This is a genomic window from Rhodanobacter sp. FW106-HT46G03 (assembly GCF_058789895.1).
This window is the reverse complement of record NZ_JBYTCC010000001.1, coordinates 2696482-2718911: the sequence shown is the minus strand read 5'-3', so window position 1 is coordinate 2718911 and position 22430 is coordinate 2696482. Positions and strand designations below refer to the sequence as shown.

Genomic DNA, 22430 nt, shown 5'->3' with positions numbered 1-22430 from the left:
AACGTGACTAAAAGCATCATGCGGATGCAGGACTCGATCGAGGTTCATTTGCTTGGCGTGTTCGTCGAATTGGTGTGGTACCTCAGGCGAGCGTCGCAGAGGTTTCACCGCTTGCAGCGGAGCTTGTCCCTCCGGGGGGGGCGGGGTACCTTGCGGCACTTGCATGCGCGCCGCATTGAGCTTTCCGCACTGGAACGTCAGGTGGCTCCGGTGGTGCAGGAGCCGTGGGCAGACGCGTTGCAGCGCCCGAGCATGCTGGTCATCGAGACCGCATGCCCTGACCCGACAAGGGACTCAGGTTCGTACCGACTTTGCGCGATGCTGCGGCTGCTGTGCGACGCTGGTTGGCACGTCGACCTTTTCGTGGACGAAGGCGGTGTTTCTGTCGATCAGGCAATATCGTTGGCTTGCTATGGCGCGCGCGTACATCACGGAGGCGTGCTGCCTTGGCTGCGTCGTTACGGTAAGGAGCTGGATGCTGTGATGCTATGTCGGCTGCCGATGGCAGCCCAATATTTCTGGTTGGTGCGCAAACGGGCGCCAAGTGCGCGGTGCATCTTCGATACGGTTGACTTGCACCACCTGCGGGAGAGGCGGGTGGCAACGTTGACGGGGAACTGGCGCCTTGCTCGGCAGGCGAAAGCATCACGACGTCGCGAGCTTGCGCTCATCAGCCAATGCGATCTCACGTTTGTGGTGAGCGAAACCGAGCGAGGCTTGCTTTCGCGCGAGCTGCCGCATGCACGTGTCGAACTGTTGAGCAACATCCACGAGTCGCATGAAGGCGGAGCGCCGTTCGCAGCACGTAGCGATCTCCTGTTCATTGGCGGTGCGGGGCATCCCCCGAACGTCGATGCCTTGATTTGGTTTGTCGAGGCCATCCTGCCGATTCTGCGTGCTGCGAAGCACGACCTGTGCCTGGATGCTGTTGGTGATATGACTGCGGAGCTTGGCGCACGGCTCGCTCGCCCCGGAGTGCGCTTGCATGGGCGAGTACCCGACCTTGATATGTTGATGAATCGATGCAGGGTATCTGTGGCTCCGCTGCGTTTTGGAGCGGGAGTAAAGGGAAAGGTGAATCTGGCGATGAGTTATGGTGTGCCAGTCGTGCTTACGCCCACGGCAGCTGAAGGAATGCACATCATTGACGGAGAGCAAGGGCTCATCGCCGCTGATGCGGAAGCTTTCGCAGCTGCCATTCTCCGACTTTATGACGATCCAGCTCTGTGGACCCGGCTCGCTGCGGGCGGGAGGCGGCTCATCCGAGAGTACTTTTCGCGTGACAGTGCGAAAGCAATCCTGCGCCAGGTGCTGCCTGGCAAATCAGGCGGGGCGGGGATGTGAGGCACTTGTTGGTAACGTTGAAGCGCTTGGTCAGACGCTACCCGTGGTTGCGCCAATGGATGTCGCGGATAATGGGGCGTCTGCCGTGGATCGATGTACGTTTACGTAACATGTTTGCCCCGCGCACTCCGCAAGACTGGCAGCCCCTTGCGCTCGACGACCTTCCTGAGTCTACGGCGGAGGTCTATCGGGCACTGAAGGCGCGGATGGCGCGCCGATGAAGATCATCCTCGACCTTCAAGGAGCGCAATGCCAAAGTCGGCTTCGCGGCATTGGCCGTTACACGCGGTCGCTTACGAGGGCATGGTTGGCACAGGCAGAAACACATAGAGACACGGCGCTACTGCTTAATGCACGTTTTGACGATGCCTGCGACTCGATCATCGGAGAGTTCCACACGTGCTCACGTTATGTATTCGGCGCGCCTGATGGTATTGGTGCTTGGCGGGGTGCACAGCGCTGGGTTCGGAGGGCGGCTGCACGAGCACAGAGACACTACTTGGAGAGCCTGAGAGGTCAGGTGATCTGGCACAGCAGCTTATTTGAAGGATATGTCGACGACGTGCTATTGCCGGATAGACCTCCGGATGGGAGTTTGAGCGTCGCAACCCTATATGACCTTATTCCGTTGAGCGACCCCGGCGTGCATCTCCAGCACCCTCAGTTGCGAGCGTGGTACGAGGATCGGCTGCTTCTGCTCAAAAAGATGCATGGTCTGCTCGCGATTTCCGACTGGGTACGTAAGGACGCCATTGAACGGCTCGGTTTGGCAGCGAACTCGGTGGTCGCAATTGGAGCTGGCGTCGGTGAACGCTTTCGGCCGCTCCAGAGAGATGATGAGGCCGAGTGGGCGCTACGTGTTCGTTTGGGGTTCGATAGCCCTTACGTCCTCTACGGGGGCGGGTTCGACGAGCGCAAGAACGTGGAACTCCTTGTGCGAGCTTTCGCGGGGTTACCTCGTGCCTTGCGCGATAAACATCACCTGCTCTTAGTGGGCGAAATTGCGGCTGAGGAACGTGGACGACTGGAAAGGGCGGCGAAACATGTGGGCCTGGATCCGGCTCGGCTGGTGTTCGCCGGCTACGTGGATGACGACGTGCTGGTTCAGCTCTACCAAAGATGCGCGCTGTTTGTATTTCCGTCGTTTCGGGAAGGCTTTGGCTTGCCGCCACTTGAAGCCATGGCTTCGGGGGCCCCCGTTATCGCGAGCAATGCGACCAGTCTTCCCGAGGTAATGGGGCGAGGCGACATACTGTTCGATCCGCTACGTGAGGCGTCTGTTGTTGAGCGCATGCGTGAGGTGCTCGAGTCGCCGGAGCGTGCCAGTGAACTTAGGCGCTATGGGCTGGCACGTGCGGCTGACTTCAGTTGGGAGCGGGTGGCGACGCGTGCCCGGGCAGCTTTGCAGGAGCTTCAGGCACGTCAGCAGAGCCACTGTGTGGTCGGTGCCGCCGGCACCGGTGAACTTCAGGTGCTGGATGAAATCGGCGCTCTACAAGGTCCGGCTGCGGATTCAGATATCGCAGCGGTTGCACAGCTGGTGGTGGCGGCGCGAGGGCCGGAAAGGTTTTCGCAATGGCTTGTGGATGTTAGCGAGATAGCATCGGAGGATATAGGCACTGGGGTACAACGCGTCGTACGTGAGTTGTTGAAGGCTTGGCTTGCGTCCCCTCCGGAGGGTGTAAGTATTGAGCCTGTGCGTATTCGCCAGGGGCGATTCCACTACGCGCGGCGTTATGCGAGGTTCCTTCTCTGTCAGTCAGACGAAACCTTGGATGAGCCTGCGGTTGAGGTGCGGAAAGGCGACCGTTTTATTGGTCTCGACTGGGCTGTAGACCGTCTCGTTGAAGCCCAGCCACAGCTAGAACATTGGCGCCGACATGGCGTCACCACGCATTTTCTGGTGTATGACTTGTTACCACTCGATTTGCCCGAGTGCTTTCATCCTTATGCACGAGCTAGGTTTGGCACATGGTGGAAGCTGGTAAAGCGATTGGCGGACCAATTATTGTGTGACTCGCGTGCCACCGCCGACGCGGTATGTCGTTGGACAAGTGATTGCGAAGAGGGATATCAGTTTAGAACTCGCCCAGTGGTTGCCCACTTCCGACTTGGGGTTGACGACAAACCTACGGGAAACAAAGGGGTGCTGCGAGACGCACTTGTCATGCCGCTGGCTGATCGACCCACTCTGTTGATGGTCGGAACCCTTGAGCCGCGTAAAGGGTATCTGCAAGCACTCGATGCCTGTGAAGAGCTTTGGGATCGGGGTGAAAACTTCAACCTCGTCATCGTAGGCCACCGTGGCTGGATGATGGAGCCGTTACATGAGCGGCTTGCTGGCCATCGAGAACGAGACCACAGGCTGTTTTGGGTTCCGGATGCAGACGATGCTGAACTTGAGGCAATTTACCGATCAAGTTCGATCCTTCTGGCAGCCTCATTTGGAGAAGGCTTTGGCCTGCCATTGATTGAGGCAGCCAGGCACGGGCTGCCCGTGATCGCGCGCGATATCCCCGTGTTTCGAGAGGTGGCTGGCGAACATGCGTGCTACTTCAAGGATTCCGGTGGCACCACGCTGGTGGCAGTACTGGCGAAGTGGCTACACGAACCTGCGTCCATTGCGCGCACGAATACGAGATGGAAGAGCTGGTCCGAGAGTGCGGTTGTTGCAGCGAAGCTAATCGCTGCGGCTGCGTCTTAGCCTCACAAATTCTGATAATTCGGCCCCGACCCGCCTTCCGGCGTGGTCCATACGATGTTCTCGTAGGGGTCCTTGATGTCGCACAGCTTGCAGTGCACGCAGTTGGCGGCGTTGACCTGCAGGCGCTTGCCGCCGTTGTCGTCGTCGACCATTTCGTAGACGTTGGCGGGGCAGAAGCGGGTGCAGGGGTTGTCGTACTCCGCGGCGCATTGGGTGACGCAGATGTCAGTGTTCAGCACGTGCAGGTGGATGGGCTGGTCTTCGTCGTGCTCGGTGGCGGCGTGGTAGACGCCGGCGAGGCGGTCGCGCGGGGGCAGGTCGCGGTCGACGTAGTCGCGTCCGGGCTGCGTGTGCTTGTCGAGTTTCTTGAGGCTCGACCAGTCGGGCTTGTTTTTCCACGTCCACGGCGAGTGGCCGACGGTGACGGTTTCCCACGCGGCGTTGGCCAGGCCGAACCACAGGCCTTTCTTGAAGCCGGGCTTGATGTTGCGTACCTGCTTGAGCTCGTCCATGGCGGCGGACGCGCGCAGCTCGGCGTCGTAGCCTGCGGCCTTGAAACCGCTCGCCAGCAGGTGTTCCGCCGCGAGCACGGCGGAGCGGATGGCCTGGTGGGTGCCCTTGATCTTGGGCACGTTCAAGAGGCCCGCGCCGTCGCCGATCAATATCGCGCCGGGCATTTCGCAGGTGGGCAGCGACTGCCAGCCGCCGGTGGCGATGGCGCGCGCGCCAGCGGAGATGATGCTGCCGCCTTCCAGCAATGGCTTCACGTGCGGGTGGTGCTTCCACTGCTGGAACGCTTCCCACGGCACGTATTCGGTGTCGGCGTAGTCGAGCCCGCTGACGTAGCCGAGCGCGATGCGGTTCTGGTCCAGGTGATACAGGAAACTGCCGCCATAGATATGCGTGTCGGCAGGCCAGCCCACGCTGTGCACGATCTTGCCGGGCTGCACGCGACCATCGTCGGGCAGTTGCCACAGCTCCTTGATGCCGATGGAGTACGCCTGCGGATCGTGACCGGCGTCGAGCTTGAAGCGTTTGACTAGCGCCTTGGTAAGGCTGCCGCGCGCGCCTTCGGCCAGCACGGTGACCTTGGCCTTGATGTCGATGCCCTGGGTGTAGCCGGCCTTGTGCGTGCCGTCTTTGGCCACGCCCATGTCGCCGATGCGCACGCCGGCGACGGAGCCGTCGGCGTTATAGACGGTGTCGGCGGCGGCGAAGCCGGGGAACACGTCCACGCCCAGCGCTTCGGCCTGCGGCGCGAGCCACGCGCACATGGCGCCGAGCGAGACGATGAAGTTGCCGTGGTTTTTCATCCCCGGCGGAGTCGGCAGGCGGATGCCGCCTTTCTTGGTGTACAGCCAGAACTCGTCGTGGCTGGCCGCCACGCAGATCGGCGGCGGCGCCTTGCGCCAGCCGGGCAGGAGCGCATCGAGCGGGCCGGGTTCGATCACCGCGCCGGAGAGAATCTGCGCGCCGATGGTGGAGCCTTTTTCGATCACGCACACGCTGGTGTCGGCGGAGAGCTGCTTCATGCGAATCGCGAAGGCGAGGCCGGCGGGGCCGGCGCCGACCACGACGACGTCGTATTCCATGGTTTCGCGTTCTTCGCTCACAGCGCCCTCGAACATGGCCGCACACACGAATGAACCATGCGTGTTGGCAGGTATGCGAGCCGTCATTGTGCGGATTCGGGCGCCGTCGGGCAATGCGTGTTGCGCTTCGCGTTTCCACCGTCCACACGCCTGGGGCTTGCGCCGAGTTCACTTCGCGCGGTGATAATCGGGGCATGTCTGGGCAGGAGGGCTTCATGAATTCGACGCCGCCGATCACCGATCTCGACTTGCGCCGCGCCAGCGTTTACCAGCTGCTGCACTGGCTGGCCGCCGGGCGCACCAAACCGCAGGCACTGGCCGATGCGTATCAGGAGGCGATCGAACGGATCAACCCGCGCCTCAACGCGTATGTGGGGTTGAGTCTCAGCCTGATGCAGGAGCAGGCGCGCACCGCCGAGCACCGTCGCCGCGATGGCGTGATCGGTCGGCTCGACGGCATACCGCTGGCGATCAAGGACAACATCGACATTGCCGGCTGGCCGACGCGCGCCGGCATGCCGGGCCGCGAACAGCCGGTGGCGAGCGATGCGCACGTGATCGCGCGGCTGCGCGCTGCGGGTGCCATCCTGGTCGGCAAGACCAACATGGACGAAGGCGCGCTTGGTGCTGCCACCGACAACCCGCATTTCGGCCCGACCCACAACCCGTGGAAACACGGTTACACCGCGGGTGGTTCCTCCGGCGGCGCGGCGGCCGCGGTGGCGGCTGGGCTGGCGGCGGCAGCCATCGGGTCGGACAGCCTGGGTTCGATCCGCATCCCGGCCAGCTATTGCGGCGTGTATGCGCTCAAGCCGACGCACGGGGAGATTTCCGCACGCGGGCTGGTGCCGGCGGCGCGGCGGCTGGATTGCGTGGGCATTCTTGCGCGCAGCGTGGCGGACCTGACCGTGCTGCTGCAGGTACTCGCGGGCTACGACGCCGACGATGCGCGCTCGCGCCGGCGACGGGTGGCGCTGGATCTTCCGGATTGGGAGCCAGGCAAGTTGCGCAGCGGTTTTCTGCCCGACCTGGCTGCCGTGGGCGTGCAGGCCGAAGTGGCGGCGTTGTTTGAGGCTGCTGTAGGCAAGCTTGCGCACGCACTGGGCGAACGTCGCACGGTTGATTTCGACGATTGGAATTTCGCCCGCACCCGGCGCGCCGGGTTCCTGCTGATGGAGGCGGAGATGCTCGGCACCTATGCCGACGATCTGGCCGACCCGGTGCACCCGGTGTCGCCGCATTTTCGCCACCTGGTTGGCTACGCGCAGAAAAAAAGCGCGGCCGATTACGTGCACGCCGATCGCGTGCTGGATGCCGCAGCGCTCAAGATGCGCCGGCTGTTTGCGCAAATCGACGTGCTGGTGGTTCCCACTACGCCGCAGAGCGCGTTCCCGCTCGATGGCCCGGTGCCGGAAAACCAGGGGGATCTCACCGCCTTTGCCAGCCTCGCCGGCTGCCCGGCGGTGAGCTTGCCGATGGGCACGCTGGCCAACGGCTTGCCGGTGGGGCTGCAACTGATCGGCGCGCGCGGCTCCGACCTGCGCCTGCTCGAACTCGCCGCCGTGTGCGAAGCCACGCTGGATGCCGATCCGGCCTATCCGGCCATCCCTTGACCGGCATGCGGCCACCGCCGGTCTGAAGTCCCGGTCTACACGGGGCTTCAGACCTCGACGGCCACCGCGTGTTCGCGGGTGGCGGAGAAGCGCACCTCGGGTGCGCGCTCCTGCGCAAGTTGCAGGTTCACGCGCGAGGGGGCGAGGTAGACCAGTTCGCCGGCGGCGTCGATGGCAAGATGCAGCGCGTTTTTCTCGCGGAACTCTTCCAGCGTCTTGTCGTCGTCGCAGTACACCCAGCGTGCGGTGGCGACGCCGACGTTTTCGAACACCGCATCCACGCCGTACTCGTCCTTGAGCCGGTAGGCGACCACGTCGAACTGCAGCACGCCGACGGCACCAAGGATCAGGTCGTTCGACATCAGCGGGCGGAAAAACTGGGTGGCGCCTTCTTCGGACAGCTGGGCCAGGCCCTTGTGCAGCGCCTTCATTTTTAGCGGGTCTTTCAGCTGCGCGCGGCGGAACAGCTCGGGCGCGAAGTTGGGGATGCCGGTGAAGCGCAGCATCTCGCCCTCGGTAAAGGTGTCGCCGATGGAGATGGTGCCGTGGTTGTGCAGGCCGATCACGTCGCCGGGGTAGGCGGTTTCGACGATCTCGCGGTCGCTCGCCATGAACGTCAGCGCGTTGGCAATGCGCACCTCCTTGCCGGTGCGGGTCTGCAGCATGCGCATGCCGGAGCTGTAGGTGCCCGAACACACGCGCATGAAGGCGACGCGGTCGCGGTGGCCGGGGTCCATGTTGGCCTGGATCTTGAACACGAAGCCCGAGAGCGTGGTTTCCTCCGGATCGACCTCGCGCGTGGTCGTGGCGTGCGGGCGCGGGCTGGGCGCGTGGTCGACGAAGAAGTCGAGCAGCAGCTGCACGCCGAAGTTGTTGACCGCCGAGCCGAAGAACACCGGGGTCAGTCTGCCGGCGAGGTAATCGGCCTCGTCGAACGCGGGCGCGGCGCCGCGGATCAGCTCCAGCTCCTCGCGCACTTCGCGCAGCGCCTCGGCGCCAATCGCGGCTTCGAGGCCGGGGGCATCGAGACCCTTGAAGATGGTGGAATCCTGGCGGGTGAAGTTCTTGCCCGGCTCGAACACGTGCACCTCGTCCAGCAACAGGTGGTACACGCCCTTCAGGCGCTTGCCCATGCCGATCGGCCAGGTGACCGGCGCGCAGCCAATGCCCAGCACCGACTCCACCTCGTCCAGCAGGTCGATCGGCGAGCGGCCCTCGCGGTCGAGCTTGTTGATGAAGGTCATGATCGGCGTGTCGCGCAGGCGGCACACCTCCATCAGCTTGATCGTGCGCTCCTCCACGCCCTTGGCGCAGTCGATCACCATCAGCGCGGAGTCGACCGCGGTGAGCACGCGATAGGTGTCCTCGGAAAAGTCCGCATGCCCCGGCGTGTCGAGCAGGTTCACGATCTTGCCGGCGTAGGGGAACTGCATCACCGAGCTGGTGACCGAAATGCCGCGCTCCTGCTCCAGCGCCATCCAGTCGGAGGTGGCGTGGCGCGCGGCCTTGCGCCCCTTGACCGCACCGGCCAGCTGGATCGCGCCGCCGAACAGAAGCAGCTTTTCGGTCAGCGTGGTCTTGCCCGCGTCCGGGTGGCTGATGATGGCGAACGTGCGCCGGCGGCGGGTTTCTTGAAGATGGGTGGACATGGGGCGTCTCGAAGCAAGCCGGCTATTGTAGCCGGACACGAAAACGCCCTCCCCGGCGCGGGCCGGGGAGGGCGTCAAGGTTGCAGGCTTACAGCTTGTAGCTCGCACCCAGCAGCACGGTGCGACCGTAGGTGTCGTAGTACTGCGGCATGGTCAACTGCTCGCCATCGGCCAGACCGGAGACCTGCACCTTCGCATCAGGCGAGTTGGTCAAGTTGCTGACCTGGAGCAACAGCGTCAGCCCCTTCCATTTGCCAGCGTCGAAGGCGTAGCCCAACTGCAGGTCGGTCTGCCGGTTGGGGATGACCTTCGTATACGCGATCTGGTTGAAATTCGGCACGATCTCGCCGGTGAACGAGGAGCGGTAGCGTTCGGCGACGCGTATCGACCAGCCGTATTTCTCGTAGAACAGCGTGAGGTTGGCCACCTTGCGCGACAGGCCCGGCAGGGTGGTCGGTGGCGACCCGGCGCCGCCCGGGATGGAACCAATGACCTTTTGCGACACGGTGCTGTTGGTCAGCGAGAAGTTGGCCTGTGCACCGAAACCGTCCAGTGCATCGGCGAGCAGGCCGCCTTCCAGCGAGCCGGACAACTCCAGCCCCTGCATCTTGCCGCCGCTGCCGTTCATCGGCATGGTGAACGAGCCGATGTTGCTGGTGGGCGTCAGCGTGGGGTCGTTGTTGACGTAGCCCGTGAAGTCGTGGTTCAACTCGGTCTGCGTGGCGATGTAGTTGAGCAGGTTCTTGTTGAACACGGCCGCGGCAAAGTAGCTCGACTTGCCGAAGTAGAACTCGTAGGACAGGTCGGTGCCCACCGCCACGTAAGGCTTGAGCTTCGGGTTGCCGCCGCTGCCCGCCCACAGCACCTGGCCGGCGGCCGGCCCTTGGGTGATCTTGGACACCCAGGCGGAGCTGGCTACCTTCTCGTCGTCGATGCGCCCGCGCGCCAGCGTCTTGGCGAAGCCGAAGCGGATGTCCTGGCGGTCGGTAAGGTGGAATACCAGGTTCAGGCTGGGCAGCCAGTTGGTGTAGCTGATACCGCCGCTGAGCGTGCCGATGGCATCGCCGTTGTTGTCGGTTTGCAGCGCCCGCGAGCTCTGGTTGGTGTGCACCACCTGCACACCGACGTTGCCAGTCACCGGTACGTTGCCAACGTTGGTATCGATGTTGAACTTCACGTAGCCGACCGGCACGTTCTCGGTGATCGAATAGTTGCGGCTCCAGTCGCCGGCGCCGTTTGCCTCGGTGAGGTAGAACTGGTTTTGCAGCGCCTCCGCCACGTTGTAGTACAGGATGCCGGGGATGCCGCCGAAGTTCAGCCGCGTGGGCCGGCCCACGAAGCCGGTGATCGGCGCGAAGAAGTTCGAGTCATACGGCAGGGTCGAGGTGTTGGAGGAACCATTGCCGTTCAACCAGGCGAAGAACACATCGGCGTTCTTGCGCTTGATGCGCTGGGAGTAGTTCGCGCCCAGCACGAAGTCGCTGAAGATCCAACCCAGCGGATGGCTGACCTCGAAGCGCACCGCGCGAATGGTATCGGTCTGCCGGTCGAACTCTTCGCGACCGTTGCGGCCGTAGCCACCCGGGTCGGTGAACCCGACCATGTTCGGGTCGGCGAGGTTCACGCTGGGAGAGAGGTTCGGGAAGTCGAAGCCAGTGGGGGTGTTGAAGTCGACCGAAGCCGTGGTGCCCGGAGGCAGCCCCATGTACATCTGGATGTCACGCACCTTGTCGCGGGTGCCGGAATAGGACAGGTCGGTGGTGGCGGTCCAGCCGTTGTCGAAGAAGAACTGGTTGTTCCAGCCCACTGAGAACAGCTTGTCGTGCTCGTGGTGGTATTGGTTCTGCAGGATCGGCTTGATCCCGCTGATCGTGCCCGAGGTGACGATGGGGTAGGGCAGTGCGGAAGTGATGCCCGCGTTGCTGAACGCCACGTTGTCCCACGGGTTGTTCGACCACTGTGCGTCGTTGGTGTACTTCTTGTTGTCGAACGTGGAGTAGTACATGTCCAGCGTGGAGTGGGTGTGCTCGCTGGGTGCCCACTCCAGTACCGCCATCAGGCCGTTGCGCCGCTGCGTTTGCGACTGCGCGTCCAGCTCCATGCCTTGCTGGTTGACCACGTTGTCGGGCAGGCCCGGCGTGAGTGGCGCGCCCCAGTTCTGGTTCATGCCGATGGGGCCGTTGTCCGCGTTCCACCACCAGTAGTTGTACCGCTTGTTCTGGATCGGTGAATCGAGCTGGGCGAAGCCCACGGCGAGGCCCAGGGTGTGGTCGAAGAACTGGTCGACATAGGAGATGCTGGCGCGGTGGCCCAGCGTGCCCACGTCGGTGCCGGGGTTGAGATCGCCGTTGGTGGTGTATTCGCCACGCACGTTGGCGGTGATCACCCGGCCGGGTTGATCCAGCGGCCTGATCGTGTGCAGGTCCACCGTGCCCGACAGGCCCTGGCCGATCAGGGTGGCATCGGGGGTCTTGTAGACGACCGCGCCGCTGATCAGCTCGGAGGGGTACTGGTCGAAGTCGACACCGCGGTTCTCGCCGACCGTGGCCTGCTCGCGACCGTTCAGCAGCGTGCCGGAAAAGTCTGGCGAGAAGCCACGGATCGAGATCATGTTGGCGCGGCCGTCCAGGCGCTGGGTGGCCAGGCCGGGCAGACGCGACAGGCTCTCGGCAATGCTCGCGTCAGGCAGCTTGCCGATGTCCTCGGCGGAAATCGCCTCGACGATTTCGTTGGAATTCTTCTTGGTTCTCAGCGAATTTTCGATACTGCCGGCAATGCCGGTGACGATTACGGCGTTGAGGTTTTGCGCGTTCTGCTTGTCGGCCGGTTTCTTTTCGGCGTTCTTCTTGGGGGCCGGCGCCTTGCTGCTGGTCGTGCCGGTGGCGGTGGCCGGCTGGGTGTCCTGGGCGATGGCGGTGCTGCAGAAGGCCAGGCCGAGCAGCGCGGCCGAGCAGGCGGCGGCGAGGGTCTGGCGACGGAATGAATGGGTGCGTGTCGCGTGGGTGAGTCGCAACGTACGAGAAATCATGAGATGCCTCGGCAGGATGAGGCGCCGCTCCTCGGCGCCGGGTGGCGCAACGGGCCCCCCTGCCTCGTTGCGCAAGCAGAATGTTACTGCCGCGTTACGTGATGGGTGCGTATGCCGTTTTTCCTGCGTACAGCGGCGCAGGAGTTTGCGCTCAGGCCGCCTTGAAGGTCACCACCAGCACATCGCGGTGGGCCGGCTCGCCGGGTACCTTGGGCAGTACCGGGGTAACGCCGTGAAACACGCGGTGGTCGTCGATCAGCTCGGCCTCGAACGGGTGGGCCAGGGTGAAATGGCCCAGCTCGTGGCCGTCGGGCGCGTGGATGGTGGTGACGCCGCGCTCGATGTTGGTGCGGTCGATCATGAACACCAGCACGAAATCCACGCCGTCGCGATGCACGCCCTCGGGCGTCGGCTCGCCGGCTTCCGCTGCCCGCGCCTCGATGCGGAACTGGTGCACCTCGATGTGCCAGTGCGCCGTTGCCGGCGCCAGTGTGCCGAATTGCTCGCGGCAAAACGCGAGGATGCGCGCAAGGCTCGCGCCATCGGCAATCGCCGGTTCCAGCGGTTCGAACCAGCGTTCAATGCCGCCCTGCAGGTTGTTGTAGGTGAGGCTCTGGTAGTGCGGCTGGTTCGGCTGGCGTTCGATGGGCCCGGTGGCATCGGCGGCAAATACGGCATGCCGACGGCGCCGGTGGCGCCCCTTGGCGGCGAGATAACGGTCGTCGCCCAGACGATCCCAGCTGGCGACGAATGCCGGCCAGTCGGCCAGCGTGTCGGCATCGAGCAGGGTGCGCATGGTCGGCGCATCCGCAAAGGCATAGCCGTTGCGCACGATGGTGGCGCGCAAGTCGAAAGGCGTGATCGTCATGGGCGCACGCTAGCAGCGCATGCATGAAGCGGTGCTGGATCGACGCCCCGTCAGGCCGCTGTGGCGCGCGTCGGCGTGGTCGGAAAGGCACGGTCGAGCCACGCCGGCACCGGGATGCCTTTTTCGCGCAGGAACGGCGGGTTGAACAATTTGGCCTGGTAGCGCGTACCGGCATCCGCCAGGATGGTGACGACCGTGTGCCCCGGCCCCAGCTCGCGGGCGAGGCGGATCGCGCCAGCCATGTTGACGCCGCTCGACCCGCCCACGCACCAGCCTTCGGCTTCCAGCAACTGGTGCAGCAGCGGCACCGACTCGGTGTCGGGGATCGAATACGCGGTGTCGATCGGCGCGCCGTCGAAGTTGGCGGTGATGCGGCTGGAGCCGATGCCCTCGCTGATGGAGTTGCCGCTGGCTGCCAGCTCGCCGTGCAGAATGTAGTTGGCCAGCGCCGAGCCGGTCGGGTCGGACAGCGCGATGCGCACGCCCGGTTTGCGCGCCTTGAGCCCGAACGCCACGCCGGCCAGGGTGCCGCCGGTGCCGGCCGAGCAGACGAAGCCGTCGACGGCGCCGGCGGTCTGCTCCCAGATTTCCACCGCCGTGGTGGCGGTGTGGTAGTCGCGGTTGGCGGTGTTGTCGAACTGATTGGCAAACCACGCACTGCCCGCCTTGGCGACGTTCTGCGTCTCCGCATAGCGGCGCGCGTGGTGGGAGTAGTGATTGGGGTCGCTGTACGGCACGGCAGGCACCAGGTGCACGTCGGCGCCGGCCATCTTGAGCGCGGCGATCTTTTCGGCGCTTTGCGTGTTCGGCATGAAGATCACGGTGCGGTGTCCGCGGCTGGCGCCGACCAGCGCCAGGCCGATGCCGGTGTTGCCGGCGGTGCCTTCGACGATCACGCCGCCGGGCAGGAGTTGCCCGCGCTGTTCCGCGTCCAGCACCAGGCCGAGCGCGGTGCGGTCCTTGATCGAGCCACCCGGGTTGAGCATTTCCGCCTTGGCCAGCACCTCGCAACCGGTCAGCTCGCTGGCATGGCGCAGGCGGATCAGCGGGGTGTGGCCGACGGCGGCGGAAAGATCGGATTGGATGCTCATGCTGGAAGGCTCGCGTAGCGAAAGTATGCCCCGGGCGGGACGGGGGACGCGCATAGCTTACGCGCATCGCGTGGCCAACCTGATCCGCATCAGCCATGCCGCCAGCCACTGTGCGAGGCCAGCGCAGCACGCGCAAATTTATATCACGAATATGCATATGAACGTCCAGACGTTTAGACGTCTATTGACAGGTTTGCGGACGCCCGCCAATATTCACCGCACTCATCGAGACCGGCTGAGGGACAGGCCCTTTGAAGCCGGGGCAACCTGCGGAGTCATCCGCCACGGTGCCAACTCCTGCGGTGGCGCATTGGCGCGTACTGACAGATGGGCAGCTTGCGCAAGCGGCGGTGGTCGCCTGCGTGGCGCTCCTCCCGAGGTCACCGCAGGTCGATGCCGGAGAGGAGATACCCGTGAGCCAGCTGACCGATCCCCGCACCGTTCGCCACGCCGACGTCGTCGATCTTGCGACCGGCAGCCGCCATGGTGCGCTCGGCATGCAGCGCACGACCCGCCAACTGCGCATCCAGCCCAAGTACGGCCACGCCGCACGTGACGTCGACGTGCGCTACCTGTGGTGCGGCGCGCCGGATGCGCCCACCGTGATCGTGCAGGGCGGCATCTCCGCCGACCGCGACGTCACCACGCCGGATGCCGCCAACCCCGGCTGGTGGCAGGCGCTGGTCGCGGCGGACGCGGCGATCGACCTGACGCGCTGGCGCGTGCTGGCGATCGACTGGGCGGTGCCGGGCGAGCTCGGCACCAAGACCATTTCCAGCGAGGACCAGGCCGACCTCTTGGCTGCGTTGCTCGACGCGCTCGGCATCGCCAAGGCGCATGCCTTTGTCGGCTCGTCGTACGGTGCGATGGTGGCGCTGGCGTTTGCCGCGCGGCACGCGCAGCGGGCGGAACGCCTGGTGCTGTTGGCCGGCGCGCATCACGCCCACCCGCTGTCCACCGCCCAGCGCAGCGTGCAGCGCGGCATCGTGCGGCTGGGGCAATCCAGCGGCCAGATCGACGCGGCGTTGGCGCTGGCGCGCGAGCTGGCGATGACCACTTACCGCGGCAGCGCCGAGTTCGGTCGCCGTTTCGCCGGTGCGCCGGAGTGGCGCGGCGACCGTTTCCACTTTCCGGTCGAGGATTACCTCGAACACCAGGGCCGGCGGTTTGTCGCCCGCTTCGATGCCGACCGGTTCCTCGCGTTGTCCGAATCCATCGATCTGCACGATATCCAGCCCGAACGGGTGCCGCTGCCGGCCACCTTGATCGGCTTTCCGTCCGATCGCCTGGTGCCGCTCGCCGACCTGTGCGAGCTGCAGCGCCGGTTGCGCGGGCCGGCCACGCTCGAAGTGGTCGAGTCCCCTTATGGCCACGACGCGTTTCTCAAGGAACCCGAGCAGCTTGCGCCGCTGTTGCGTGCTGCCTTGATGTGACGCTGCGCCGCGCGTTCCCCCTCCTTCCTGATTTTCGGAGCCACCCCATGAGCCAAGCCATTGCCCCCAGCACCTGCGCCGTGCGCGCCGGGATCGAAAGCGACACCCAGCACGGCGCGGTGGTGCCGCCGCTGCACCTGTCCACCAACTACAGCTTCGAGGCGTTCGGCAAGAAGCGGCATTACGACTACTCGCGCAGCGGCAACCCCACGCGCGATCTGCTGGGCGAAGCGCTGGCCGACCTGGAACACGGTGCGGGCACGGTGATCACCGCCAGCGGCATGGCGGCGGTGGCGCTGGTGCTCGAACTGGTGCCGACCGGCGCCACCGTGCTGGCCGCGCACGACTGCTACGGCGGCACCTGGCGCCTGCTTGATGCGTGGGCCAAGAAGGGCCGCTTCACGCTCAAGTTTGCCGACCTCACCGACCCCGCGGCACTGGCCGAAGGGCTGGCCGCCACGCCGGCGCTGGTGTGGGTGGAAACCCCGTCCAATCCGCTGCTGCGCATCACCGACATTCGCCACGTGGCGCAGGCGGCGCACGCGGTCGGCGCGCTGGTGGTGGTGGACAACACCTTCCTGTCGCCGGCGCTGCAACAGCCGCTGACGCTGGGCGCGGACGTGGTGGTGCACTCCACCACCAAGTACATCAACGGCCACAGCGACGTGGTGGGCGGCGCAGTGATCGCCCGCGAGCCGGAGCTGGCCGACAAGCTCAAGTGGTGGGGCAACTGCAACGGCATCATCGGCGCGCCGTTCGACAGCTACCTCACGCTGCGGGGCCTGCGCACGCTGGGCGTGCGCCTGCGTCAGCACCAGGAAAACGCGGTGCGCATCGCCGAGCATCTCGCTGCGCACCCAGCGGTGCGCAAGGTCTATTACCCGGGCCTTGCGGCCAACCCGTACCACGCGCTGGCCGCGCGCCAGCAGCAGGGGTTTGGCGCCATGCTCAGTTTCGAGCTGGATGGCGACGAAGCGCAGATCGCCGCGTTCGTCAACGGTTTGCGCTTCTTCTCGCTGGCCGAATCGCTCGGCGGGGTGGAAAGCCTGATCGCGCACCCGGCCAGCATGACCCACGCCTCGATGGCGCCTGAAGCGCGCCGCTGCGCCGGCATTGCCGACAACCTCCTGCGCGTGTCGGTCGGCATCGAGGATGGCGACGATCTTCTGCGCGATCTCGACGCGGCGCTGGTGCGCGCGCAGCAGGCGGGCGAGGCGAAACGCCGGGTTTCCGCATGAGTGCGGTGCTCGCGACGGCGGCCGCGCCAGCGGCGCAACCGCGCATGGCGACGGCGGTGGCCCTGCTCGGCACCGGTGTCGTCGGCGGCGCGTTCCTGAAACTGTTGAATACCCCGGCGGCCGGTTCGGTGCAGCTGGTGGCGGCGGCCAATTCGCGGCGGCAGGAGACCGACCCTGCGCGCCTTGCCGCGCGCAATCTGCGCGAGCAACTGCGCGACAGCGGCGAGGCGCGCAACGACGCCACGCTGCTGGCGGCGCTGGATGCGAGTGGCGCCACGACGAAGGTGGTGGTGGACGCCACGGCCAGCGCTGCGCTGGCGACCCATCACGCCGAGTGGCTGGCGCACGGCTACCACGTGGTTACCGCCAACAAGGCCCTGGCTGGCGGCGAGCTGGCCGGCTGGCGTGCCCTGCAGGCGGCGTTGGCGCACGGTGCGGTGTATGGCGACACGGCCACCGTCGGCGCGGGGCTCCCGGTGCTCTCCACGCTGCGCCGCCTGCGCCGCTGTGGCGATGCGCTGCTCACGCTCGAAGGCGTGTTTTCCGGTTCGCTCAGCTATCTGTTCAATGGTTACGACGGCAGCCGGCCGTTCTCCGCGCTGCTGCGCGAAGCGCGCGAGTTGGGCTACACCGAGCCCGATCCACGCGCCGATCTTTCCGGCGACGACGTCGCGCGCAAGCTCTTGATCCTCGCGCGCAACGCCGGCTTTGCGCTGGGTACCGACGAGGTCCAGGTCGAAGGCCTGGTGCCGGAGGCCTTGCGCGCGCTGGCCACCGACGCCTTCCTCGCACGTCTGGAAGAGCTCGACGCGCCCTTGGCCGCACGCCATGCCGAGGCAGCATCACGCGGTTGCGTGCTGCGCTTTCTTGCGCGCTTGAACCAGCGCGGGCATGCCCGCGTCGGCCTGGTCGAAGTGCCGCTCACCCACCCTGCGGCGCGCCTGTACGGCACCGACAACCAGTTTGCCCTCACCACCACTCGCTACCACACCCAGCCGCTGGTCATCCAGGGTCCCGGCGCCGGCCCGGAAGTGACCGCCCAAGCCCTGCTCGGCGACGTCCTCGCGCTCGGCTGAGACGCGAAAACGCCGCACCCAGTGCGGCGTTTTCGCATCGGCTCAGGAGCGAATGTCTCGCCGCAGCGCGCTTTTCCCAAATCCCCAATCCCGCATCCCGGCTGCCAGCTACCAGATCTTCACCCGCTGCGTCGGTGCGAGGTACAGCTTCTCGCCTTGCTTCACGTTGAACGCGGGGTACCAGGCGTCGAGGTTGCGCACGGTGAGGGCGCGGAACTGTGCCGGGGCGTGCACGTCGGTGGCAAGGCGCTGGCGTTGTGCGGCGTCGCGGATCTTGCTGCGCCAGGCCTGGCCGAAGGCGAGGAAGAAGCGCTGGTCGCCGGTGAGGCCGTCGATCACCGGCGCCGGCTTGCCGCCGAGCGACTTGTGGTAGGCGACCCAGGCGATGGTCAGGCCGGAGACGTCGGCGATGTTTTCGCCCAGCGTCTGCTCGCCGTTGACGTGCAGGCCGGGCAGCGCCTGGTACTGGTCGAACTGCTTGACCAGCGCCTTGCCAGCGGCCTCGAAATGCGCGAGATCGGCAGGTGTCCACCAGTTTTCGAGCTTGCCCTGGGCGTCGAAATCCGCGCCGGTGTTGTCGAAGCTGTGGCTGATCTCGTGGCCGATGATGGCGCCGATCGCACCGTAGTTGGCGGCGGCGTCGGCCCTGGGGTCGAAGAACGGCGCCTGCAGGATGGCGGCCGGGAAATTCAGCGCGTTCTGCAGCGGCAGATTCACCGCGTTCACCGTCTGCGGGGTCATCCACCATTCGCTGCGATCCACCGGCTTGCCGAGTTTGGCCAGCTGATGCTCGTACTCGTGTTTCACCGCGCGTTGGTGGTTGCCGAGCGGGTCGTCGGGCCGGATGTCGAGCGCCGCGTAGCTGCGCCAGGTGCCCGGGTAGCCGACGCCAACCTTCAGCGTTGCGAGTTTTTCCTTCGCCTTGGCGCGCGTGGCCGGCGTCATCCACGCCAGGGTGTCGAGGCGGTCGTTGAACGCGGCAATCAGGTTCTTGACCAGTTGCTGCACTTCGGTCTTGGACGAGGCCGGGAAATATTTGGCCACGTAGAGCTGGCCCACGGCGTCGCCGAGATCGGTGTTGGTGGCGCCCACCGCACGCTTCCAGCGCGGCTGCTGCTCGGGTGTGCCTTGCAGCGTGTGGCCGTAGAAATCGAAATGCAGGTCGGCAAACGCCTTGGGCAGCAACGGCGCGGCGGCATCGAGGGTGTGGAAGGCGAGCAGATCCTTCCACGCTGCCAGCGGCTCGCTGCCGACCAGTGCGGCCAGGCCGGTGGTGGCGTGGGGTTGCCACACGTCAATGGTCTTCTGGCCCGCGAGGCCGGCCGCCTTGAAGTACGTGGCCCAATCCAGCCCCGGCGCCTTTTTCGCGAAGTCGGCGGCCGTCCACAGGTTGTTCGCCTTGTGCACGTCCTGGCTGTCGATCAGGGTTTCCTGCGCCTTGGCGATCTTGGTTTCCAGCGCGATCACGGTGTCGGCGGTCTGTTCCGGTTGGGCATGGCCGGCCTGCTTGAGCAAGGCGACCACGTAGGCGCGGTACTTGGCGCGCGCTTCGGCCATGTGCGGTTCGGTCGACAGGTAGTAATCGCGGCTCGGCATCGCCAGGCCGCCCTGCAACAGGTAGGCGATGGTGTGGCTCGGGTCTTCCAGGCCCTGCGTCACGAACAGGCCGAACAGGTGCTCGGTGTGGAAGTGGGTGGAGTTGATCGGGTCGACGTCGGCGCGCAGGCGGCTGCCGAGCATGCGCGCGAGGTCGCCCTTGGACTTGATCGCGTCGATGGCGGCCAGTTCGGGCTTGAGCGGCGCCATGCCGTTGCGCGCAATCGCGGCCTCGTCCATGTACGCGGCGTAGTAGTCGGCGATCTTGCGCGCGTTGCTGCCGGCGGCCGGGTGGCCCGCATTGGCGTTGCGGATGAGGTCGGCAGTGTGCTGCTCGGTCAGCTCGAAAATTTTGAGAAAGGTGCCGGTGCTGGAACGGTCGGCGGGAATCTGCGCGGTCTTGAGCCAGGTGCCGTTGGCGTAGTCGAAGAAGTTGTCGCCCGGCTTGACCGCGTGGTCGACCCCGGCCAGGTCGATGCCGATGTTCGAGCTGGCGGTGGCAGGCGCGGCGGCCCATGCCGGGGTGCCGCACAGGCCGGCGGCGATGGCGGTGGCAAGCAGCCAATGGGAGTGGTGCATGGGCGGTTCCGCGCAAAGAGGTGAGACCGGCACGATAGCGCGTCGCGCGGACGGGCGAAGCATGACCCTTGGCGCATGCGGGGTGCCGGCGAGCCGGATCGTGCCTGGTGGCCGTCCACTAGACTGGCGGCAGGCCCGTTGGGCGGGCCGTTTTGTTCCTTGCCGGAGGTACCCTATGCCCGCTGCCGATCTTGCGCCCGAGTGGCAGGTTACCCGCTGGTTCAACAGCGAACCGCTGACGCTGGCCAGCCTGCGCGGCAAGGTGGTGGTTGCGCACGCGTTCCAGATGCTGTGCCCCGGCTGCGCGATGACGGCGCTGCCGCAGATGCAGCGCATCCATTCGGCATTTCCGCCGGAGCGGCTCGCCGTGATCGGCCTGCACACGGTGTTCGAGCACCACGCGCAGCAGAATCCCGAAGCGCTGGAGGCTTTCTTGCACGAGTACCGCTACGGCTTTCCGGTTGGCGTCGACACGCCGACGGACGCCGGCCCGATCCCGCTGACCATGCAGAGGTATCGCATGCAGGGCACGCCGACGCTGCTTCTGATCGATGCCGACGGCGTGCTGCGCGACCAGCATTTCGGCACCGTGGATGATCTGTCGCTGGGTGTGGCGATCGGGCGGCTGCTGGCCGAGGCGGAGGCTGGCGTCAGTCGGCCAGCGCCTTGAGCCGGGCGCGCGTCAGCGGCCCGAAGCGCAATTGGTCGGCCAGTGCATGCAGTTGCGCCGCGTCGGCGCCGTGGCGGCGCAGCGCGTCGATGTCGGCGGGGATGGGCGCATCCAGCGCAATGCGCGTGATGCGGCGATACAGCAGCGCATCCTCGCCGTGCTCGCGCAGCTTGGCCGCCATGCTGGCGGCGCCGCGCAGGCGCAGGAACGGGATCTCGTCGATGCGCGCGAGGAGGTCGTCCAGCGTGCCGAAGCGGGTGAGCAGCGCGGCAGCGGTCTTGGCGCCGATGCCAGGCACGCCAGGGATGTTGTCCACCGCGTCACCGCACAGCGCGAGGTAATCGGCCACCTGTTCGGGCCGCACACCGAGTTTTTCCACCACGCCATCCGGGCCCCAGCGGTGGTTGCGCGCATAGTCCCATTGCTCGTCGTGCGCGCCCAGCAACTGGCCAAAATCCTTGTCGGCAGAGACGATCACGCTGGCCTCGCCGTGGCCGCGCAGGTTCCACAGCGCACTGCCGATCAGGTCGTCGGCCTCGTATTGGTGGTCGATCAGCACCTGGATGCCGAGCGCGGCGGTGACCGCCCGGCACAGCACGAACTGGTGCTCCAGATCGGGCGGCGGCAGCTCGCGGTTGGCTTTGTAGGGCGGGTAGATCGCGTTGCGGAACGAGCTGGTGAGCGAGGCGTCGAAGGCGACCGCGATGCGCTGCGGCTGCACCTTTTCCAGTAGCTCGCAGAGGAAACGCGTGAAGCCGTGCACCGCGTTGACCGGGCGGTCGTCGGTGTCGCGAAAATCGTCCGGCAGCGAATGCCAGGCACGAAAAACGTACAGGCTGCCGTCGACCAGGTAGGCGCCGGGCGCGTTCATGGCGCCCACGTGGACAGCACGTCGTCGAGCGCCGGGCGCTTGCGGTTCGGCACCCCGATCTTCGGCGTGCCGATGTGCACGAAGCCCACCACGTGTTCGTGGTCCGCCAGCCCGAGCACCGCGGCTGCGTCGTGGTCGTACGCCGCCCAACTGGTAAGCCACTGCGCACCGAAGCCCAGCGCTTGCGCGCCCAGCAGCAGGTTGTGCGCGACGCAACCGGCGCTCAGGCGCTGCTCGATGTCCGGGATGCGGCCACTGACGTCGAGCCGCACGATCACGGCGATCACCAGCGGCGCCCAAGTGTAACGCTTGCGCTCTTTCTCGCGCTTGGGCTCGGGCAGATCGGGGTTCTTGCGTAGCGCGATCGCGGCGAGGCGTTCGCCAAACTGCAGCTTGGCCTCGCCTGCAAGCCGGATCAGCCGGAACGGCACCAGCGTGCCGTGGTCGGGCACCCGGATCGCCGCGGCCAGCAACTCGCGCAGCATCGCGTCGTCAGGCGCCGGTTCGATCAACTGGCGCGAGGGAACGGAGTGGCGGTCGAGCAGGAATTGCAGCGGGTTGGACATGGCGGGATCGCTGACGGAAACCTGCATGGTAACCGGCGCCTCGCGCTGCTTCAGCGCGCAGGCGCCTGCAGGGTGAAGGCATCGGGCAGGAGCGCGCCGACGCTGGTCTGGCTGCTGGCGACTCCAAGGCTGCCGAGGATCACCGGCATGTCCGCCGCGCACAGTTCGCTCATCACCTGCCGGCAGGCACCGCACGGGCTGACCGGCTCGGGCGTGTCGGCCACCACCGCCAGCGCGACGAAATCGCCCGGCTGGCAGCCGGCCGCGATCGCGGCGAACAGCGCCGTGCGCTCGGCGCAGTTGCACAGGCCGTAGGCCGCGTTCTCGACGTTGCAGCCGAGGAAATGCCGGCCGTCGCGGGTGCGCACGGCGGCGCCCACGGCAAAGCCCGAATAAGGCGCGTGGGCATGCTGGCGTGCGCTGCGGGCAAGGGCGAGCAAATCGGCATGGACAGGGGCAAGTGCCATCGCGTCTTCCGGAACCTGGACGGCATGCCAGCTTAGCGCGTGCCG

At 65.9% G+C, this 22430-nt stretch carries 16 protein-coding genes and 1 riboswitch; of the genes, 7 read left to right on the top strand and 9 right to left on the bottom strand.

Annotated elements, in window-relative coordinates; all coding sequences use genetic code 11:
- Positions 1-252: 252 nt before the first annotated feature.
- Both AC3WP6_RS12150 and AC3WP6_RS12145 read left to right on the top strand, forming a co-directional pair.
- Positions 253-1344 carry a glycosyltransferase gene (locus AC3WP6_RS12150; RefSeq protein ID WP_492627955.1) on the top strand — a complete coding sequence of 364 codons (1092 nt, stop codon included), beginning with the start codon at positions 253-255 and terminating at the stop codon, positions 1342-1344.
- Positions 1345-1561: 217 nt separating this feature from the next.
- On the top strand, positions 1562-4048 hold the full coding sequence (locus tag AC3WP6_RS12145; protein WP_492627954.1) for a glycosyltransferase family 4 protein: 2487 nt from the start codon (positions 1562-1564) through the stop codon (positions 4046-4048).
- 2 nt (positions 4049-4050) lie between these two features.
- On the opposite strand, the gene AC3WP6_RS12140 is transcribed toward AC3WP6_RS12145, so the two are convergent.
- Positions 4051-5676, bottom strand: coding sequence for an electron transfer flavoprotein-ubiquinone oxidoreductase (locus AC3WP6_RS12140; protein WP_492627953.1), 1626 nt, complete (start codon positions 5674-5676; stop codon positions 4051-4053).
- Positions 5677-5855: 179 nt separating this feature from the next.
- Here AC3WP6_RS12140 and AC3WP6_RS12135 point away from each other — a divergent pair, with 179 nt between their 5' ends.
- Positions 5856-7253, top strand: a complete 1398-nt coding sequence (locus AC3WP6_RS12135) for an amidase (protein ID WP_492627952.1) — start codon at positions 5856-5858, stop codon at positions 7251-7253.
- Positions 7254-7300: 47 nt separating this feature from the next.
- On the opposite strand, the gene AC3WP6_RS12130 is transcribed toward AC3WP6_RS12135, so the two are convergent.
- The 4 genes from AC3WP6_RS12130 to AC3WP6_RS12115 form a co-directional block, all read right to left on the bottom strand.
- The gene (locus AC3WP6_RS12130) at positions 7301-8902 is read right to left on the bottom strand and encodes a peptide chain release factor 3 (protein ID WP_492627951.1); all 1602 of its coding nucleotides are present in this window, start codon (positions 8900-8902) and stop codon (positions 7301-7303) included.
- Between the two features lie 88 nt (positions 8903-8990).
- Positions 8991-11930 (bottom strand): TonB-dependent receptor, encoded by a 2940-nt coding sequence (locus AC3WP6_RS12125; protein WP_492627950.1) that lies wholly within the window; start codon positions 11928-11930, stop codon positions 8991-8993.
- Positions 11931-12081: 151 nt separating this feature from the next.
- Positions 12082-12798, bottom strand: a complete 717-nt coding sequence (locus AC3WP6_RS12120; protein ID WP_492627949.1) for a 2OG-Fe dioxygenase family protein — start codon at positions 12796-12798, stop codon at positions 12082-12084.
- Positions 12799-12848: 50 nt separating this feature from the next.
- The gene (locus AC3WP6_RS12115; RefSeq protein WP_492627948.1) at positions 12849-13889 is read right to left on the bottom strand and encodes a cysteine synthase A; all 1041 of its coding nucleotides are present in this window, start codon (positions 13887-13889) and stop codon (positions 12849-12851) included.
- 219 nt (positions 13890-14108) lie between these two features.
- A riboswitch (SAM riboswitch) is annotated at positions 14109-14223 on the top strand.
- Positions 14224-14311: 88 nt separating this feature from the next.
- On the opposite strand from AC3WP6_RS12115, the gene metX reads away from it, so the two are divergent.
- From metX to AC3WP6_RS12100, 3 genes are read left to right on the top strand one after another with little or no spacing between them, the layout of a single operon-like run.
- The gene (gene metX, locus AC3WP6_RS12110; RefSeq protein WP_492628700.1) at positions 14312-15322 is read left to right on the top strand and encodes a homoserine O-succinyltransferase MetX; all 1011 of its coding nucleotides are present in this window, start codon (positions 14312-14314) and stop codon (positions 15320-15322) included.
- Between the two features lie 47 nt (positions 15323-15369).
- The gene (gene metB, locus AC3WP6_RS12105; protein ID WP_492627947.1) at positions 15370-16560 is read left to right on the top strand and encodes a cystathionine gamma-synthase; all 1191 of its coding nucleotides are present in this window, start codon (positions 15370-15372) and stop codon (positions 16558-16560) included.
- Complete coding sequence (locus AC3WP6_RS12100) at positions 16557-17636, top strand: homoserine dehydrogenase family protein (protein WP_492627946.1); 1080 nt, start codon at positions 16557-16559, stop codon at positions 17634-17636. The genes metB and AC3WP6_RS12100 overlap by 4 nt, the downstream gene beginning before the upstream one ends.
- 108 nt (positions 17637-17744) lie before the next feature.
- Here the strand turns inward: AC3WP6_RS12100 and AC3WP6_RS12095 are convergent, their stop codons facing one another.
- Positions 17745-19811 carry a M13 family metallopeptidase gene (locus AC3WP6_RS12095; RefSeq protein ID WP_492627945.1) on the bottom strand — a complete coding sequence of 689 codons (2067 nt, stop codon included), beginning with the start codon at positions 19809-19811 and terminating at the stop codon, positions 17745-17747.
- A gap of 175 nt (positions 19812-19986) precedes the next feature.
- Here AC3WP6_RS12095 and AC3WP6_RS12090 point away from each other — a divergent pair, with 175 nt between their 5' ends.
- Positions 19987-20481 carry a peroxiredoxin family protein gene (locus AC3WP6_RS12090; RefSeq protein WP_492627944.1) on the top strand — a complete coding sequence of 165 codons (495 nt, stop codon included), beginning with the start codon at positions 19987-19989 and terminating at the stop codon, positions 20479-20481.
- Here the strand turns inward: AC3WP6_RS12090 and AC3WP6_RS12085 are convergent.
- From AC3WP6_RS12085 to AC3WP6_RS12075, 3 genes are read right to left on the bottom strand one after another with little or no spacing between them, the layout of a single operon-like run.
- Positions 20462-21352, bottom strand: a complete 891-nt coding sequence (locus AC3WP6_RS12085; protein ID WP_492627943.1) for a 5'-3' exonuclease — start codon at positions 21350-21352, stop codon at positions 20462-20464. The genes AC3WP6_RS12090 and AC3WP6_RS12085 overlap by 20 nt on opposite strands.
- Positions 21349-21918: a nitroreductase family protein gene (locus AC3WP6_RS12080; protein ID WP_492628699.1), complete on the bottom strand. Its 570-nt coding sequence runs from the start codon at positions 21916-21918 to the stop codon at positions 21349-21351. The genes AC3WP6_RS12085 and AC3WP6_RS12080 overlap by 4 nt, the downstream gene beginning before the upstream one ends.
- Before the next feature lie 50 nt (positions 21919-21968).
- Positions 21969-22385, bottom strand: coding sequence for a cytidine deaminase (locus AC3WP6_RS12075; RefSeq protein ID WP_492627942.1), 417 nt, complete (start codon positions 22383-22385; stop codon positions 21969-21971).
- Between the last annotated feature and the right edge of the window lie 45 nt (positions 22386-22430).

What these genes read in the sequence shown, in the direction of transcription:
- AC3WP6_RS12150 (WP_492627955.1), top strand. Translation starts at nt 253, where the DNA reads ATGCTGGTCATCGAGACCGCATGCCCTGACCCGACAAGGGACTCAGGT.
- AC3WP6_RS12145 (WP_492627954.1), top strand. Translation starts at nt 1,562, where the DNA reads ATGAAGATCATCCTCGACCTTCAAGGAGCGCAATGCCAAAGTCGGCTT.
- AC3WP6_RS12140 (WP_492627953.1), bottom strand. Translation starts at nt 5,676, where the DNA reads ATGTTCGAGGGCGCTGTGAGCGAAGAACGCGAAACCATGGAATACGAC.
- AC3WP6_RS12135 (WP_492627952.1), top strand. Translation starts at nt 5,856, where the DNA reads ATGAATTCGACGCCGCCGATCACCGATCTCGACTTGCGCCGCGCCAGC.
- AC3WP6_RS12130 (WP_492627951.1), bottom strand. Translation starts at nt 8,902, where the DNA reads ATGTCCACCCATCTTCAAGAAACCCGCCGCCGGCGCACGTTCGCCATC.
- AC3WP6_RS12125 (WP_492627950.1), bottom strand. Translation starts at nt 11,930, where the DNA reads ATGATTTCTCGTACGTTGCGACTCACCCACGCGACACGCACCCATTCA.
- AC3WP6_RS12120 (WP_492627949.1), bottom strand. Translation starts at nt 12,798, where the DNA reads ATGACGATCACGCCTTTCGACTTGCGCGCCACCATCGTGCGCAACGGC.
- AC3WP6_RS12115 (WP_492627948.1), bottom strand. Translation starts at nt 13,889, where the DNA reads ATGAGCATCCAATCCGATCTTTCCGCCGCCGTCGGCCACACCCCGCTG.
- metB (WP_492627947.1), top strand. Translation starts at nt 15,370, where the DNA reads ATGAGCCAAGCCATTGCCCCCAGCACCTGCGCCGTGCGCGCCGGGATC.
- AC3WP6_RS12100 (WP_492627946.1), top strand. Translation starts at nt 16,557, where the DNA reads ATGAGTGCGGTGCTCGCGACGGCGGCCGCGCCAGCGGCGCAACCGCGC.
- AC3WP6_RS12095 (WP_492627945.1), bottom strand. Translation starts at nt 19,811, where the DNA reads ATGCACCACTCCCATTGGCTGCTTGCCACCGCCATCGCCGCCGGCCTG.
- AC3WP6_RS12090 (WP_492627944.1), top strand. Translation starts at nt 19,987, where the DNA reads ATGCCCGCTGCCGATCTTGCGCCCGAGTGGCAGGTTACCCGCTGGTTC.
- AC3WP6_RS12085 (WP_492627943.1), bottom strand. Translation starts at nt 21,352, where the DNA reads ATGAACGCGCCCGGCGCCTACCTGGTCGACGGCAGCCTGTACGTTTTT.
- AC3WP6_RS12080 (WP_492628699.1), bottom strand. Translation starts at nt 21,918, where the DNA reads ATGTCCAACCCGCTGCAATTCCTGCTCGACCGCCACTCCGTTCCCTCG.
- AC3WP6_RS12075 (WP_492627942.1), bottom strand. Translation starts at nt 22,385, where the DNA reads ATGGCACTTGCCCCTGTCCATGCCGATTTGCTCGCCCTTGCCCGCAGC.